Source organism: uncultured Methanobrevibacter sp. (assembly GCF_905235195.1).
Classification (GTDB): Archaea; Methanobacteriota; Methanobacteria; order Methanobacteriales; family Methanobacteriaceae; genus Methanarmilla.
In genome coordinates this window covers 1-17,634 of sequence record NZ_CAJOKH010000001.1, presented here as the reverse complement: position 1 = coordinate 17,634, position 17,634 = coordinate 1, and the positions used below count along the sequence as shown (strand labels likewise).

General features: G+C 25.5%; 17 protein-coding genes and 1 pseudogene. 7 read left to right on the top strand and 11 right to left on the bottom strand.

Translation table 11 applies throughout. The features are described 5' to 3' along the window. Positions 1-222: 222 nt before the first annotated feature. The 6 genes and pseudogenes from QZ146_RS00085 to QZ146_RS00065 form a co-directional block, all read right to left on the bottom strand. Entirely contained in the window at positions 223-2,859 is a 2,637-nt protein-coding gene (locus QZ146_RS00085) for a UvrD-helicase domain-containing protein (protein WP_295721240.1), read from the bottom strand. A 128-nt stretch (positions 2,860-2,987) separates the two neighbouring features. Next, positions 2,988-3,182, bottom strand: a complete 195-nt coding sequence (locus tag QZ146_RS00080) for a 30S ribosomal protein S17e (RefSeq protein WP_295721238.1) — start codon at positions 3,180-3,182, stop codon at positions 2,988-2,990. Between the two features lie 36 nt (positions 3,183-3,218). Continuing rightward, on the bottom strand, positions 3,219-3,548 hold the full coding sequence (locus tag QZ146_RS00075) for a chorismate mutase (RefSeq protein ID WP_295721236.1): 330 nt from the start codon (positions 3,546-3,548) through the stop codon (positions 3,219-3,221). 536 nt (positions 3,549-4,084) lie between these two features. Further along, positions 4,085-4,399, bottom strand: a complete 315-nt coding sequence (locus QZ146_RS00070; RefSeq protein ID WP_295721234.1) for a hypothetical protein — start codon at positions 4,397-4,399, stop codon at positions 4,085-4,087. 2 nt (positions 4,400-4,401) lie between these two features. After that, positions 4,402-4,619: pseudogene (locus QZ146_RS08795) on the bottom strand (zinc ribbon domain-containing protein); the annotation flags it as partial. 18 nt (positions 4,620-4,637) lie between these two features. Further along, complete coding sequence (locus QZ146_RS00065) at positions 4,638-5,498, bottom strand: shikimate kinase (RefSeq protein ID WP_295721232.1); 861 nt, start codon at positions 5,496-5,498, stop codon at positions 4,638-4,640. Between the two features lie 420 nt (positions 5,499-5,918). Here QZ146_RS00065 and QZ146_RS00060 point away from each other — a divergent pair, with 420 nt between their 5' ends. Then, positions 5,919-6,164, top strand: a complete 246-nt coding sequence (locus tag QZ146_RS00060) for a thioredoxin family protein (RefSeq protein ID WP_295721230.1) — start codon at positions 5,919-5,921, stop codon at positions 6,162-6,164. Positions 6,165-6,369: 205 nt separating this feature from the next. Here the strand turns inward: QZ146_RS00060 and QZ146_RS00055 are convergent, their stop codons facing one another. Beyond that, positions 6,370-6,561, bottom strand: coding sequence for a hypothetical protein (locus QZ146_RS00055; RefSeq protein WP_365316083.1), 192 nt, complete (start codon positions 6,559-6,561; stop codon positions 6,370-6,372). A 71-nt stretch (positions 6,562-6,632) separates the two neighbouring features. Continuing rightward, positions 6,633-7,055 (bottom strand): nucleotidyltransferase domain-containing protein, encoded by a 423-nt coding sequence (locus QZ146_RS00050; protein ID WP_295721228.1) that lies wholly within the window; start codon positions 7,053-7,055, stop codon positions 6,633-6,635. A 159-nt stretch (positions 7,056-7,214) separates the two neighbouring features. Here QZ146_RS00050 and cbiD point away from each other — a divergent pair, with 159 nt between their 5' ends. Together cbiD and QZ146_RS00040 are read left to right on the top strand one after the other, a co-directional pair. Next, entirely contained in the window at positions 7,215-8,366 is a 1,152-nt protein-coding gene (gene cbiD, locus QZ146_RS00045) for a cobalt-precorrin-5B (C(1))-methyltransferase CbiD (RefSeq protein WP_295721227.1), read from the top strand. 90 nt (positions 8,367-8,456) lie between these two features. Beyond that, positions 8,457-9,548: a glycosyltransferase family 4 protein gene (locus QZ146_RS00040; RefSeq protein ID WP_295721225.1), complete on the top strand. Its 1,092-nt coding sequence runs from the start codon at positions 8,457-8,459 to the stop codon at positions 9,546-9,548. 199 nt (positions 9,549-9,747) lie between these two features. Here the strand turns inward: QZ146_RS00040 and QZ146_RS00035 are convergent, their stop codons facing one another. Beyond that, on the bottom strand, positions 9,748-10,293 hold the full coding sequence (locus QZ146_RS00035; protein WP_295721223.1) for a DUF2284 domain-containing protein: 546 nt from the start codon (positions 10,291-10,293) through the stop codon (positions 9,748-9,750). A gap of 195 nt (positions 10,294-10,488) precedes the next feature. On the opposite strand from QZ146_RS00035, the gene moaC reads away from it, so the two are divergent. Next, the gene (moaC, locus tag QZ146_RS00030; protein WP_295721221.1) at positions 10,489-10,962 is read left to right on the top strand and encodes a cyclic pyranopterin monophosphate synthase MoaC; all 474 of its coding nucleotides are present in this window, start codon (positions 10,489-10,491) and stop codon (positions 10,960-10,962) included. Positions 10,963-11,175: 213 nt separating this feature from the next. Beyond that, a complete protein-coding gene (locus QZ146_RS00025; protein WP_295721277.1) occupies positions 11,176-13,269 on the top strand; it encodes a DEAD/DEAH box helicase in 2,094 nt (697 codons plus the stop codon). A gap of 232 nt (positions 13,270-13,501) precedes the next feature. On the opposite strand, the gene QZ146_RS00020 is transcribed toward QZ146_RS00025, so the two are convergent. Both QZ146_RS00020 and QZ146_RS00015 read right to left on the bottom strand, forming a co-directional pair. Next, on the bottom strand, positions 13,502-13,804 hold the full coding sequence (locus QZ146_RS00020) for a DUF2098 family protein (RefSeq protein WP_295721218.1): 303 nt from the start codon (positions 13,802-13,804) through the stop codon (positions 13,502-13,504). Positions 13,805-13,874: 70 nt separating this feature from the next. Then, positions 13,875-14,102, bottom strand: a complete 228-nt coding sequence (locus QZ146_RS00015; protein ID WP_295721216.1) for a PRC-barrel domain-containing protein — start codon at positions 14,100-14,102, stop codon at positions 13,875-13,877. Between the two features lie 240 nt (positions 14,103-14,342). Between QZ146_RS00015 and QZ146_RS00010 the strand changes: the two genes are divergently transcribed. Beyond that, positions 14,343-16,052, top strand: coding sequence for a tRNA uridine(34) 5-carboxymethylaminomethyl modification radical SAM/GNAT enzyme Elp3 (locus QZ146_RS00010; RefSeq protein WP_295721214.1), 1,710 nt, complete (start codon positions 14,343-14,345; stop codon positions 16,050-16,052). 154 nt (positions 16,053-16,206) lie between these two features. Beyond that, complete coding sequence (gene deoC, locus QZ146_RS00005; RefSeq protein WP_295721213.1) at positions 16,207-16,923, top strand: deoxyribose-phosphate aldolase; 717 nt, start codon at positions 16,207-16,209, stop codon at positions 16,921-16,923. Positions 16,924-17,634 lie beyond the last annotated feature (711 nt).

Sequence of the window (17,634 nt, the reverse complement as noted above, 5' to 3'; positions counted from 1 at the left end):
TATAAAAAATATAATCTTGAATTTTATTATTTGAAGATATTGAAGAGGATTAAAATAAAAAAGTATTAAATTTGATATTTTGAAAAGATTGAAGAATATATTACTATTGAATTTTATTAATGAAAATAATTGAAAGCATATAATAAAATAATAAAATAAAATAAAATAAATTAATAGCATGTTTATTTTCTACTATCATCTTTATTTGAAAACTGATAAAAATTAATTTTCATCTTCATCACAATTATAATAAATCTCAAAACTATTTTTAAACTTATTCAAGCCCCAAAAGTCTTCTAATTCTCTCATAAAATCAGACTTATTAAATAGCTCAGAAATTATATAAACATTGTTTCTTGTTCTTGAGAGTGCAACATAAAACAATCTTCTCTCTTCATTTACTTTTTTACTTGAAATATCATAATCACTTGAAACATAATTTAAAAGTGAATGACTACTTCTAGTACTTGGAAACTTATCATCTAATAGGACTATGACATTATCCGCCTCTAAACCTTTTGAAGCATGAATCGTTTTAAAGTTTATATCTAACTTATCACTATCTTTAATGTGGGAATTTTCAGGATAAATAATCTTTAAATTATTTGATTTGCCTATTTGTTTAAGATTTTCTCCATTGAAACTATTTTTTGATAAATATTTTTTTATAATATCCTTATTTCTTGCCAAAATATATAAAGTAGATCCCGGATAATTTTCAGTTAAATCAAAAATAATTTTAGATAAAATATCATTTTTTGATTTGTCATTACCATGAATATATGAAACCTTGATTGGAGGATTTTCAGCAGAAACATTAGAAATTAGATTCTTTGTGATTTGTTTATTATTTGAGAGAACAAACTTACTTGCAACATCAATTAATTCCTGAGAATTTCTATATGTTTCTTTTGTAAAAACAATAGTAGGATTTTTAAAGTATTTAGGAAACTCAGTAAACAATTCAATATTAGTATCTCTAAATCCATAGATAGACTGCCAATCATCACCAACAACAACTATCTTACAATTAGTTTTATGTTTTATAGCCCTAATAAGCTTATAATTTAGATAAGAGGTGTCCTGATATTCATCAATCAATATATAATCATAACTATATTTTAAACCTAATAATTCCACAAGACCAATAGATTTGTTAATCATATCACTAAAATCAACCATATTATTTTTAAGTAAATATAATTCATATTCAAGGAAAAACTTAGATACAATATCTAAAAACCTATGTCTATTTTCAATGGTAGATTTAGAGTAATCATTAATGGAAAAATAATAAGGGTCAGTGTAGAAGCTATAGAATTGATCAAAAGAATAATTTTTCCTTTTAAAGCTTTCCATAAAATCTTCAATTAAACCTGGAAGAGGACATTGTGATAAAACAAAATTATACTCCTCAACTATTTTGTCCTCTTTAGATAAATTTTTACGACTTGAAATTAAATCTTCAAAGGCATATTTTGAAATGTGAAAAATATCATATCCTAATTTTATCATATCTTCCATTTCATTAATAGTCAATGAATTCTTAAACCTTTCTATAAAAAACCTATCATAATCCATTGAACGACTTTTAATATTTTTATCAAATGAACCTATAATCTTTAAACCTAATGAATGGAAAGTTTTTGTTTCAATAAATCTTCCAAGTTCATTTTCAAGCTTTTCTCGCAATTCACGAGCTGAAGAAGTATTGAAAGATAAACATAAGATTCTTCTAGGATCTACTCCTTTGCTTTGAATGAGATACTTGACTTTGCTTATTAGTGTTAATGTTTTGCCAGTACCTGCCCCTGCAATGATTTGAAGGTTATCATCATCGACAATTGCAGCAAGTCTTTGATAATCATCTAATTTGTGGCCACAGATATTATTAAAAAAATCTGAACTTTCTTTAAATTCGTTCTTTAAACTAGAAGACATAGACTCTATACTGACAGTTTTAAATTTCCCATCGAATAATTCCAAATCCTTATCTTTATCAAAGTCTTTAATAAGTCTATTAATTTTATTGTTTTTATATTCCATTTCATATTCTTCTATTAAAGGACCATATTTTGAGAAAAGATGTTCTTTAGAATCAAAACTAGAAAGGTATTTTCTAGGAGAAAAATCTTTTTTAGAATTTTTAGATTTTTTGCTGTTTTTTAACTTTTTAAGATTATACTCCTCACTAGTAATTGTTTCAATAGAAATATTACCTTCCAAATCAGTTTTCATAGATAAAATATTATTATCATCAATACTTGTTTTCTTATTATTTTTAGTTTTTTTAGTTCTTTTATCTTTTTTAGATTTAGTTTTTTTAGTTCTTTTAGTTTTAGCTTTTTTAGTTTTAAAATTATCAGAGCTTCTACTATCAGCTGATTTTATATTGTCATTTTCACTATAAGACCTTTGACTATTTGGATTTTTATCTACTTTATTATTTTTATTTAATAGTGAGGTGTCCTTTTTATGGCCTTTAGTGTTATGTTTTAAATTAGATTTAATATTGTTTTTATCCTTGATTTTTACATCATTATCTGGAGATTCCGTTTTGATAATATCATTACAATAATCATCAGCATTTTTTAAATCATCCTCTTCCAATGATTTCATAGCAGTGTAATAAACATCCCTTTTATTTATATTTTTTTTAAGGGTAAACTCTTCCAAATATGCAAGAATCTCATCAGTCAAATAAATAGTTACAGGTTTAACTTTATAAGGAGTTTCATATTTTAAAATTGGAAGATTATTATTAATGATATAAAAGATTTTTTCAAATAAAACTTCATTTAAACCTAAACCAAAATCCATACAGTGTTTGCTTAGCTTTTCAAAAAATTCTTTTTCCATGAAAATTTTATCTTTAATTATACCACCTAATAATAAAAAAAATAGCAATTTAATAAAAAAAATCTAAAAATATGTAGAAAAAGTGTAAAAATCAAATAAAATAAGAAAAGTAAGTTTAAGTTAAAAACTTAAGCTTGTACTTCTTGTAATTTCATTAATCTGGTGATATATCCAGCAATTTTATTTCTTAAATGTTTAGTACTGACAGTAGAATATTCAGATACTAATTTTTTATTGGTTTCAAAATCAGTAGTAAAATCACTATGATTTTCAATAAGTTCTTTTGATATACGTTTAACAAATGTAGTTCTTATATTTCCCATAATCATTCCTCCATATTTTTTAAGTAAAAAATTGTATTATTCTAAATTATCTAAGACATGCTTTTGTCTATCTTTACTTAAATCAATTAATACTTTCATAATTTGATTTAATTTATCTTGATCAATATTCTTCTCAATAGCTAATTTTTCAGCTTTTTGAAAAACAAATTTTTCTCTACTTTCATCATAGACATCCATATCTAAATAAGTTTTAGCTTTGACGATACTATCTGCAAGAGAAGTTCTCTCATAAATTATATTAATTAAATCATTATCAAATTTATCAATTTTTTCTCTAGAAGATTTAAGGACATTTTGAGCTTCTTCTTCACTCTTAAACAAATTTCTCTTAGTTTCTTCTTTCATGAAAAAATCTCCATAAATTGTAATAATTATAATAATAATTAAATATGTATCTTTATTATATTTAAAGATATTGTATTTTACATTCATTTATGGGATTTTATAAAACCTTAAAATAAAAAGCTAATGAAAAATCAAATCCTTAATTACTTATAAAAATTCAAAGATAAATAAAAGTTTTATAAATAAAGTAAGATAATAAGATGAATAATAGATTAGAAATCTGAATTTTTTAAAATAAAAATGAACATAAATACTCTTATTTTTATTATTAAGTATATTCATAAAAGATAGTATATAAAAATACTATTTAAAATCAGTTATTTTAATAAAAAATGTCTTTATATCCAAATTCAAATCATGCGATAATATTTATTTTAAGATAATATAAAACACAGATTAAATTTAGATATAAAGACCAGAATTTACTTTGCTAAAAGAAAATATTTAAATTATGAATTGTTATAGAAACTTTGAAATTTTAGATTCCAACGTTCTATTTAATTCTTTAAATACTTAATTTATGAAACATAAAAAAATTATAACCAAGAGATACCTAAATTATCAACAATCCCACGGATAGGCTCTTTAAGATATGCATTGGATAAATATCCTATTATAATACCTGTTATAATTAGAATTACAATGTGCCCTCCAAAATATCCTTTATAAACCCCAGCTACAAATGCACCATACAAAAATTCCACCAAAGAATTTTCCATAGAACCTAAAACAACTGCAGTAATTGCACCAGACATAATAGCGTTGAACATTCCATCAATAGTTCCTGCAAAAAATCCGACAGTAATTAGGATAGCAAATACAAAAGAGAACCATGAAAATCCAATTACCAAATATCAATTTCCATAAAAACAAACTTATTTTCTTTAATTAATAAAAATCCATCGATTGAGTTTTATTTCCAATGTAACGATTAGGATTATAACCAGTAACAAACTTATTGATTGTATTATGCTTTGATGTTGATTTTTCCAACATATTAAAACGTTCAACACTTGTTAGGAAATAATCCTCATCCTTGATTCCAAATTCCTCTGCAAGTTTTTCATATCTATATTAAAAACAATAATATTATAAAAGAATAGTTCCTTGATTATTAACCTTAGTTTGAATAATTTCGCCTTCAAATTGACTCCAAGCTTCTTTAACACTATCAATTGATACATCATCTACAATAGCAGTAAAAGCAGATCCAGTACCAGACAAACCAGATGCTAATGCTCCAGCAGATAATGCTTCAATAGCAATATTAGAATCATAACCTAAAACACTGGAATATAAAATACCATTTAAGTTAAGTGCCTTGAAATAATTTTTCTTTAAAGCCTGTTTATATGCCAAATCAACCATTGAAGATATAAGAGATATTCTTTCAACATCAACATCTATCGTTAAAGAGTTCTTATCAACAAGAAATATTAAAATATCAGATTCTTTAAACTTTTCTTTAACCAATAGTTTACGATTATAATTATCAGATACAACCACACCACCAAAATAAGAAGCCGAAGCATCATCATATGCACCTGTAATAGTTACCTTTGCATCAAGTGATGTGTCAATAGCCAAATTCAATAATTCATAATCATCTAATGGTTTTAATTCAAATTCCTCTGCAATAAAGGATGAAACAGCTTTACAAACTGCATTTGATAATGCACTACTACTAGACAGACCAGATCCCATCGGAAGATTAGTTTCAGTTCCAATAGTTAAAGAACAATCCACATCATAATAATCAATCACTGCACTTGCACACATGTCCATAAGCTTAGTATCTGCACCAATATCAGATTTAGATATGATTTCTCCAGTATTATTTTCACTAACTGAAGCCTTAATATTCAAATCAATTCCAAATGCAGAACCAAATCCTGTAGAAATTGCATTTATTATAGTTGCTGAACCTGGAGATACAACTGTTTTTTTCAAGAAATCACCGCTTTATTAAATAAAATATACATTAGTACTACTAAATTATTTAATGAATATTATGCCACTTAATTTAATTGAATATTACTTCTTATTGAGTATTTTTCCTATTAAATAAAATATATGTATTATGCTTTATAAGAATTATTGTAAAAATTTAATAATTTATTAACAATATTAATTTGATAATATAAAACTTATTTGAATTATGAAAATAATTATTCAAAAAATACATATTATAAAAAAAATATCAATAAACTATAAAAAATTTCCAGATAATTAGTAAACTTTAAATATTAATTTATAAAACCTTTATACAATTAAGAAAATTAATATAAATTTATTAGTTAAATCTAATATTAATTTTAAATTAAAAACATTAAATGATTATTATATTATAAAATTTTAAAGGTGATACAAATGACAAAAGTAGAAGTATTTATATCATCAACCTGCCCTCACTGTCCTGGTGCAGTACAGGTAGTTGAAGAAGCAAAATCCCAAATTCCTAATTTAGAAGTTGAGATTTGTAATGTTGAAGATGAAGAAAACAGAGAAAAAGCTATAAATTATGGAATTATGGCTGTACCTAGTATTGCTATTGACAATCACATTGAATTTGTTGGTGCACCTAGTTTACCTGAATTACTAGATCGCTTACAATAAATTTAATAATTTCTCTAATTTTTAATATTTTCTCTAATTTTTTCATCATTTAATTAATTTAATCTTTTTTAATTTTTAAAATAAAAAATATAAGATTAGATATTTTATTTATTATTAATTTTAATTTACATAATTTAATTTAACTATTATATTCAAGTATGAAAGATAAAACAAAATGAATTAATAAGTAAATTATTAAAATAGTTTACAAAAATTTTTTTGCTTCCATTATGAATTTTTCAGCCTGAATTAAACAATCAAATGTCTCATGTTTATCAAAATTCACTGTGAAATCATAACTAGATTTCCTTCTAAGGTTTTTAGCATTAGAATAATAGGCATAAATTTCCTGATTAAAATCGCCATCAAGAACAAAATCTTTACTAAATTGAGTCAAAATTGTATCATGTTTTTTACTGACAAAATTATGAGTAAGTAATAAAGCTTTAGAGCATCAAACATCACATATTATGAATGAGTTATAGACCCTCTATACTTTCCAGCATCAAACAATTTTTGAGCCATACTTAATTCTTCAATTGCTAAATCCATGACTCCATTAATTTCTTCAATATTCATATAATAACCCCCTTCATCCATTACATTTTTAAGAAAACTATAATCTTTTGTTTTATTGAAATGTTCTTCAGTCATTATATGAGGCGAAATAATTTCCTCTTTTTCTAGAATAAAATCTACAACAATATTGCTAATAATAGATTCCAATTCATGATTCTTATTATGAATAACAATTAAAATATCAATATCCAATTCCTCATTATCATCTCCACGTGCAACAAACCCAAATAATATCATTTTAATAATTTCATCTGAATCAATAGCATTAGCAAATTCCTGAGCAATTTCAAACCTATTATACAATATAATCATTAGGATAAATAAGTTAATAAATTATTTGAAATTCATAATAATAAATACTTTGAAAATATGGTTTATACAATGAATAATGATTGATTTATAAATTCTCAAATTATTTTATAAATAAAGAAAAGATATAAGTTTTATATTTAAAAATACATATTAAAATTTATGAACCCTAATAATCAGGAAAAGGGATATAAATCTGGACCTACAACTGGAAGCATTGCAACTGCAACTGCTCTTGCAAGTTTAAAAAGGATAATAAGTAGTGAAGAAATATCTATTGTTCAAATTAATACACCTACCGATAGGTTAGATATATTTTTAGACAGATGTGAGTTGATTGGGGAAAATAAGGCTTCCTCATCTGCACATAAATATCCTTATGATGATCCTGATGTTACTGTTAATATTGAAATAATTACAACAGTTGAACTATTTAATTCTAGTGAATATACTGTTGATTATACTAATCCTTTAATCGATAAAAATGACAATGTAATCATTAAATCTGGAGGAGGAATTGGTAAGGTAACAAAAAAAGGTCTTCAAATACCTATTGGAGAATATGCCATCAATCCAATTCCCCGAAAGATGATTAAAGATAATTTAAAAAAGTATGTACCTAAAAATAAACTTGCAATAATAACTGTAACAATTCCTGATGGTGAAAAACTAGCAAAACGTACAATGAATCCTCGTATTGGAATTGTTGGAGGAATAAGTATACTTGGAACAACAGGTATTGCAAGATCTATGAGTACAAAAGCTTATAAAGATTCACTTTTAATACCTCTAGATGTTGCCGTTGCTGAAGGCTTTGATGAGATAGTATTTGTTCCTGGCAATATTGGAGAGAAAATTGCAAACAATATTCTAGACATTGATAAAGACCAGGTAATACAGACAACAAACTTTGTAGGATTTATGTTTGAAGAGGCTTCAAAAAGAGAAATTAACCATTTAACCTTAGTTGGCCATATTGGAAAACTGGTTAAACTTGCAGGCGGAATATTCAATACTAAACATGCAGTGGCAGATGGACGTAGAGAAATATTTGCAGCACACACAGGTTTATGTGGTGGTTCTACAGAGATTATAAAAGAAGTATATTCATGCAAAACCACAGAAGAAATTATTGATATACTTAAAAAGTCCCAATTGGATATTTTAGTACTGGACAGCATTGCTGATGCGATCAGACAAAGAGTTCAAGACAGATTTAAGATTAAATTAAATGTGATTATAGTTGATATGGAATCCCATATACTAAATTCAAATTATGATAATTATTTAATTAAAGATAGTTTTAAAAATTAAATAAACAACTTTTTAAAGAGTAATGATTATTAATTTAATTATTTAAATAAAATATAAAATATAAAATAAATTAAATTAAAAGGTGATGTAATGAAAATAGCAATGGTTGGTCAATTCCCACCACATATTGGAGGAGTAGGTGTACACATACACACACTTGCAAAAGAACTAATTAAAGAAGGCCATGAAGTATATGTAATTACATACCCTCATAAGGATATAAAAGACATTGATGGAATCCATGTTATAGGAACAAAAGGGATAAACATACCAGGTTTAAGAGGACTTGGATTTTATTTAAATGGTAAAAAAACCCTAAAAAAACTTGTAAAAGAAGAAAATATTGATATAATTCACGGACATTACCTAGCTCCAGCTGGACTACTTGCAACAGAAGTAGGTAAAAACACTAATACAAAAACATATGTTACATCACATGGATCAGATATCTTCGAATTATATAATAATAAATCTATTACCCATCCAATTATAAAAAGAGTGCTTAAAAAAGCAGATGTTGTTCTTGCTGTAAGTGAAGCATTAAAAGAAAATATCTTAAAAATCCCTCTTAAAGGACTAAAAGATAAAATTAGAATACATCACAATGCAGTAAACATTAATACATTTAAACCAAGTGAAGATTATTGTTTTAAAAAAGAGCTTGAAAGAGATTATGGACTTAATAATGACTACCCAATATTATTATTTATTGGAAATCTAATTGACCGTAAAAATGTTGATGGTTTAATTAAAGCTAAAAAAATGAGCAAAACTAATTATAACCTTGTAATTGTAGGTAAAGGTCCAGAATTAAAAAAACTAGAAGAGATGGCAAAAGATATAGATAATATTTATTTTACAGGTGCAAGAAGTCATATTGAAAAAATAATCCCCTCCTCAGATATTGTAATATTACCTTCACATAGTGAAAGTTTTGGAATCGTGCTTATTGAAGCCCTTGCATGTGGAAAAGGAGTTATTGGAAGTGATACAGGAGGTATTTCTGAAATCATTACACCAGATGTTGGACTATTAATTAATAGTGAAGATAATCAGTCTATAGCTAATGCTATTGACAAAGTATTTCAAGATAAAGATTTAAAAAATAAATTTTCAAAAAATGCACGAGAAAGAGCTAAAGTATTTTCAAAAATGGAAATACCCTATGATGAGATAAAATAAACTAAAATTATATGATTTTAATATAAAATGCATAATACTTGAAAAATAAAATCTAACTCTATAAAAAGAATATATTAAAGAAAGATAAAAAAATAAAAGAAAAAATAAGAGTTGATAAACTCCAATTAAATAAAAAGAATTAATTAAAAATTAAAAAATAATAAAAATAAAATAAATTATAAAAAAGAAATAAAATTAATTAATATAATAAACCACCGAATATTATTGTGTATTCCGGTATTTTACTATCTATAACCCATTTCATCGGAATATTAAAAATTCCAGATGCTGTTTTTTCTAAATCTCCACCGAAACCTTCAAATGAATATCTGCTTTTATTTGGATAAACACAATTTCCACCAGTAATTCTACTACAACCATTACATAATTTACATTGATTTGGAATAAGTGCTTTTGAATTATGACGAGCTGATTCCTTAGATAGCAATTCATTGTGAAGAAGACGTTTTTCTTTATTTAAACTTTTTTTAAGTATGGCATTAGCTTCACCCGGCAATTTTTCTCCAACATCACTCTTGTCAAAATCTATTTTAACCGCATAAATATCAAGATTTCTGAATTTTTTTATAACCTCTTCTACATTAAAATCATATACAGGACATGCCCAGTTTTTATTATAATTAGGACATTGCATACAATAGTTTAAATTAGAATTAACATTACCATAATCAGATAAATAATCACTTGTCTTAACTGTTTTTACAATTTTTTTAGCAGTGTACATTAAATCCCCTACAAATTCAATGAATTATATTATATATTTAATTAAATAAAATCCTTTCTTTAAAACTTATATTAAAAAAATATTTGAAAAAGAAATATAATATTTAAATATAAAAACTATTGAAAAAAAATAAAAAATAAAATTAATATTTTATCAAATATATATTTATAAATCAAAATTTGAACAAGTGAAATTATGAATAATAATAAAGAATTTACTCACTTAAGCGAAAATGGTATACATATGGTTGATGTTTCAGCTAAAGCAGAACAGAGTAGAAAGGCTATTAGTAGTGGAAATATATACCTTAAAAAAGAAACTATATCAAAAATTCAAAATTCCGAAATCAAAAAAGGAAATGTACTTACAACAGCCCAAATAGCAGGAATTCAAGCTGTAAAAAATACATCCAGCATTATTCCATTATGTCATCCTCTAAACATTACTGGCATAGACATAGAATTTGATGTAAAGGAAGATTATATTAATTGTAAAGTGAGTGTAAACTCTAAAGGTCAAACTGGAGTTGAAATGGAAGCAATTACTGGTTGCAGTGTTGCACTTTTAACAATATGGGATATGGTTAAAGCTGTTGAAAAAGATTCTGATGGTCAATATCCTAATACGCATATAAGTAATATTAAAGTAATAAAAAAAGAAAAAAACTAATAAAATATAAATATAATAATAAAAATAAAATTATAAGGAAATTAATTTAAATTAAACTTTAATATGTTTAATAAAATAAAATAATTTATTAAATTTAATTAATTTTAATAACTGAATTAAAAGATATGGTTTGAAGTTTAATAAATAATAGTTTTCATAAGGACTTACCTATACTTCATATATTCTTTAGAATAGATTATTATAAAAAAACTGCTGATTAATATGGAAAATCTAGATGAAAATATAAAAGAAATAATTAATGCAAGTTATCCATATATTGAAGAATTTAATCCTGCACAAAAAGCAGTACTTGACAGTGGATATATTGATGATAAGTCTAATTATATAATTGCAATACCAACTGCAAGTGGTAAAACAGTACTAGGAGTACTTGGTTTACTGAAAAGTCTTATAAATGGATCAAAAGCAATATATGCAGTTCCATTAGTTTCAATACAAAATGAAAAAATTAAGGAATTTAAAAAATTTGAAGACTTTGGAATAAAAGTAGGTCGCCATCCAAGTTCAAGTGATTTGGCAGTAATGGTTTTTGAAAGTTTCGATACACTAACACGTTACAACTGGAATGTATTAAGAGATATTGACTCAATTGTAGTTGATGAATTCCATATGATTGGCGAAGATTCTAGAGGACCTACTATTGAATGTGCTATTACAAGAGCAAGAATTATTAATCCTTCAATGAGAATAATTGCATTATCTGCAACACTTGCAAATATGGAAGATATTAAAAACTGGCTAGATGCAACAGTAGTAGAACATGATTATCGTCCAGTACCTCTAAAAAAACAGGTCCTTGATAATGAAATGTTTAATGTAAAAAGCAAAAATGATATTATTGTTAAAATCATTGAAAAAGCTAAAAAAGAAAATAGTCAAGCATTGAGTTTTGTATCAACAAGAAGATTTACTGAAAGTCTAGCCAAATATGTTGCAGGTAAAATCAAAAATAAAATAACAAAAAAAGAAAAAGAAAGATTTGAAAAAGTTGCAGATAAACTACTTGATGTTCCTAAAAGAAAAGGCTCAAGACCAACAACCACCTGTTTAAGTCTTGCAGAATCAGCAAAATACGGATGTGTATTCCACCATGCAGGATTGTTTTCTGAACAAAAAGAAATTATAGAAGACGAATTTAGAGCTGGAAACATATTGATGATTGTTTCAACACCAAGCTTAATGTATGGTGTAAATCTCCCTTCAAAATCAGTCATAATCCGTGATTATACACGTTGGACCAATCAAGGCCCTCAATCAATACCTGTATTTGATTATGAACAAATGTCTGGAAGAGCAGGAAGACCATTATATGATAAGGAAGGATATTCATATCTACTTGCTAAAACCTCTGAAGAAGCCAAAAATCTTGAAGAAATGTATGTTTATGGATCAATAGAAGACACTAATTCTAAATTAATTGAAAATAAAGATGCATTCTACAAACAAATTATTGCACAAGTTGCCTCATCCATATCAAAAAATCCTGATGAGCTTTTTGATTTTTTTAAGAAAACATTATATGGATATCAAATGAATAAAAATGAATCCTTAAGTTTTTTTGCAGAAGAAAGCTTAAAATATGAAATTCAAACATCCATTGAATATTTAATGAAAAATGGAATATTACAAATTACACCAAGTGGAATAAAAACAACTGATTTTGGTCTTTTAATTGCCAAATCAAATTATGCTGTAAATACTGCAATTAAAATTAAAGAATACATTACTCATGTTGAAGACCAACTTAATATTGGAGAATTACTTTATCTTCTTACACAAACTGTAGATTTACCTCTCATATCACGTAAAGCAGGTAAAAACAAAGAACCAATAATGGAAAAAATGACATCACTTGGAATATTTGCAACAGAAACTGGAAATCCCGAAGCAACATGTGTATCACTTATGGAATGGATTAATGAAAAAACAGAATATGAAATCGAAAATAAATATCATGTTTATTCTGCATCATGTAGACGTTGTGCACTTGAAGCGTCCATGCTTATTAAATTCACAAAAGATACCTTCGAAGTATTTGGAGAATATAAATATATTAATGACTTGAATAAATTATCTGCAAGATTATATTATGGTGTTAAGGAAGACATTATTCCTCTTGTTTTAGGTGTTAAAAGATTAGGAAGAAAAAGAGCAAGAGCAGCTGTAGATATATTTGGAGAAGATTTAAGGGTTGCAAGTCTTAGAGATCTACAAAGAATTGATGGTATTGGTCCAAAACTTGCCTCAAGAATTAAAGAATTTGCAGATACTTATAATTCTCAATAGATAACAAACTATTAAAAAATATAATAAACTTGTAAAAAAGAATCTAAAATTAATTAAAAAAAGATAATTAACTAATAGATTTAAAATGAATTAAAAAAAGCAATAGAATTTAGTTAAAAATAGACCTAAAATTAATTAAAAAAAGATAATTAAATTTTAATAAAAAAGAGAAAAATTACATAAAAGACTAGAAAACTGTAATATTGAAAAAATAGGAATAGTGGAAATAAAGTTAACCTCCACCAGTTACATTATCACCAATACCTGCCTCACCAAAGTCAGATTGTTTTTCTTTAAAGTTTTCTTCATCAAAAGTCTCTTCCCTATTATAATAATCCTCTTTATCAAGGATTTCATCATCATATAAAACTTCTACTGCTTCAACAATATACCACATATCTGTTTCTTGGATTTTAACCCAATAAGAATCATCTTTAATTTTTAAATCTTCAACTTCACCAGTAGTGCCTGTAGCAGTATAACGAACAGTTTTTCCTATTTCAATATTTCTACCAATGGCATCTTTAATATCCATCTAATCACCTAATAAAATAAACTATTCATTATTTTTTTTATTATTAAATATTAATTTTAAAATTAGTTATTTACTCTTCAGCTATATCAATATCTAATAATACATAATCCCCTATATTTTTAACATTGTCATATTTAACAATAATATCATTGTTTTTATCTAATAAATTTTTTTTAAGAGAAATTGTAAGATCATCAATTTTTCCATTTTCTATATCAAATTCAACATCATTAATTTTTCCTACTTCATTTGCATTAGTATCTAATACTTTCATACCTAAAAGACTTTTAATTTTCATCTTAATCCTCATTTAAAAATTTTAAACTAAAACAAAATTATTATTTAAATATTAATTTAAACAATATATTAATTAAAATTTTACAAATGAAAATATAAATAATTAACTATAAATTTTTTTATTATGCTAAGATAATTTATTTTGGCAAATAATAATAAATATTGTAAAATAAAAATATTAATTTAATATTTTTTAGTAAAAGAGACTATAGAAAATTTAAAGGTTTTAAAAAGGGATTATATGGATAAAAATCTAGATAAAGCCTCAAGAATAATTATTGATGATATTTTAAATGGTAAAATTAAAACACGTCGTGACCTTGAGGTTTCCAAAAGACAGATTTGCAGGGATATGAAACTATCCAAATTTATGAGTAATTCAGATATATTGGAACGTGCAAGTATTGAAGAAAAGGATATTGTAATTCCTATTTTACAGAGAAAACCTACAAGAACCTTATCTGGAGTTGCCATTGTAGCAGTAATGTGCCAACCACACAAATGTCCTCATGGAAGATGTATGTATTGTCCTGAAAGTAGTACTGCCCCTCCAAGCTATACTGGTGAAGAACCTGCTGCATTACGGGGACGTATGTTTAAATTCCACCCATACATCCAATGTTATAATAGATTGATGCAACTATATAATGTAGGCCATCCTATTGATAAAGTTGAACTTATTATTATGGGAGGAACGTTTCTATCACTTGATTGCTCTTATCAAGAATGGTTTGTATCCCAATGCCTTAAAGCAATGGTAGATTTTGGTATCATCCTTGAAGATGTTGAAATCAAAAATACAGATTGTTCTAGAAAACTTGATTTAGAAAATATTGATAAGGAAATTTTAAACAATTACTCCCCTTACTCAAATGGAATAGTCAAACAATATAAACCAAATAATTTTGTAATCCTTGAAGATATTCAAAAGGCAAATGAATCTTCTAAAATTAGATGTATAGGTATGACTTTCGAGACAAGACCCGATTACTGTAAGAAAAGTGATATTAACAGAATGTTAAAAATGGGAGTTACAAGAGTAGAACTTGGTGTTCAAACAACAGATGAGAAAATATATGAACGTGTAAAAAGAGGCCATACAGTTCAAGATACAATAAATGCTAACAGAAATCTTAGAGACTCAGCAATTAAAGTTGCAATGCACTTTATGCCAGGACTTTTCCAAAGTCCTGAGGAAGACCTTGAAATGTTTAAACAGGTTTTTACAGATAGTAATTACAAACCAGATATGTTGAAAATATACCCAGTTATTGTAACAAAAGGTAGTGAACTATACGATTTATGGAAAGAAGGCAAATATGACCCATACACAACTGAGGAAGCTGTTGATTTAATTGTTGAAATAAAAAAGATACTTCCAAAATGGGTTAGAACTATGAGAATACAAAGAGATATTCCAACAACACTTATACAGGGAGGAATATCCAATTCAAATCTTGGAGAATTTGTATACAAAAAACTTGAAAAGGAAAATATTAACTGTAAATGCATAAGATGTAGAGAAATTGGCCATAAGAAAACTAAAGAAGACTATAATATTAATGATTATAAATTATTTATGGAAAAATATGAATGTTGCAAAGGAGAAGAACATTTTTTATCAATTGAAGATAAAAATGAAGAGTCAATTGCAGGATTTTTAAGACTTAGACTCCCATCAACTAATCCATTTAGAGAGGAAATAACAGAAAAATCTGCATTAATACGTGAATTACATGTTTATGGAAATCTAATAAATATTGGCAAAAAGAATCTAAATATAGGTCAACACACAGGTTTTGGAAAAAAATTACTTAAAAAAGCTGAAGAAATATCCTTAAATAATGGAAGAGAAGAAATATTAATAATTAGTGGTATAGGAACAAGAAACTACTATCGTAAATTTGGATATGAAAGAAAAGGACCCTATATGGCAAAAAAATTAATATAAAACCATTATAAATTTAAAGAATATGTTCTTCTTTAAAAATAATCAATCATATTTATTGGAACAAGAAAATGAAAATAACTGAAAATAAGTAAAAATATAAATATTATACCCATTAAATTAAAAAAGTAGTAGGGAAAAATAAAGAGGTAAAAATATGAAAAATAAAACCCCCAAAGAACTAGCAAGATCAATGGATTTTACATATTTAGACAATACTGCTACAAAAGAAGACATAGTAGTATTTTGTCAAATTGCAAAAGACTGGAATATGTACTCTGTTGTAGTCAGCCCATGTTATGTTAAACAAGCGTCAGAATTATTAAAAGATAGTGAAGTTAAAGTTGGAACTGTTGTAGGTTTCCCATTAGGTACTAATGATAAAAGAGTAAAAGCATTGGAAGCTAAAATTGCCATTGAAGATGGTGCAGATGAAATTGACATGGTAATGAATATTCCTGCATTCGTTAATGGTGATTATGACATTATACGTGAAGAAATTGCTGATGTAAGAGAAGCAATTGGAGATAGAGTATTAAAAGTTATTATTGAAACTAATTTATTAGAGGAAAAACAAGTTACAAAAATTAGTCAAATTATAAACAAAACTGATGCTGATTTTATTAAAACAAACACAGGTTTTACAGGAAATAATACATTTAATGAAATGATAACCTATTTACAACTTATTAAAACTGCAGCTAATAAAAAAGAGATGAAAGCTTCAGGTGGTATTAAAGATGAAAAAACCTGTTTAAGATATTTAGCAGCAGGTGCAACACGCCTTGGATCATCAACTGCCAATGTTATTTTAGAAGAATATCAAAATTTACTTGATAATAAAGCTTATAAACCTAAAAAAATTATGTTATAATTTTTCTAAATCTTTTTTTTATTTTATCTTTAAAATTATTTATTTAAATGCACAAATAAACACTTATTTTAATAATTGAATCAATTCAAAATATAAAGCCTACACTATTAATATTCAAATTCAAAAAAGCACTAATTTTAAAATCAATTAAAAAAAAATCAAATAAAACTCTAAACATTATCAAATTCAAAAAAAGCACTAAATTTAAAATACAATAAATAAATCCAATAAACCTAATAATAATATAGGGTGCTAGATTTTTTAGTATGAGAAACTTGCATAAACCTCTTATTTTTACTAAATTCAATTAATTTATATTTGTTTTATTACGGTGTTTTCATAAAATTCATAAAATTTAAAATAGAAAAATTTAAATCAGCATATTTAAATATAAAGGATAACATATATTTATTTGATGATAAAAATGTTACCGAATTTAAATTACGATTCAAAATACCCAAAATTTAATTTGTTAGACAAAATAATTAAAATTAACAATTCTAAAAAAAAAAATTAAAGACACATGCAACCGTAAAAAAAAATTACAAAACATCAAAATGATGGTAAATTCAATTAAAATTCAATTAATGACTATATATTTTAATTATACCTTTTCCGATGTAGTTAATGAGTTAAATCCTAGTACAAAATTGAGAAAAATATGCAGGACTTTCTAAAGAAACACCACCCACAGAGCAAATCTATAAATAC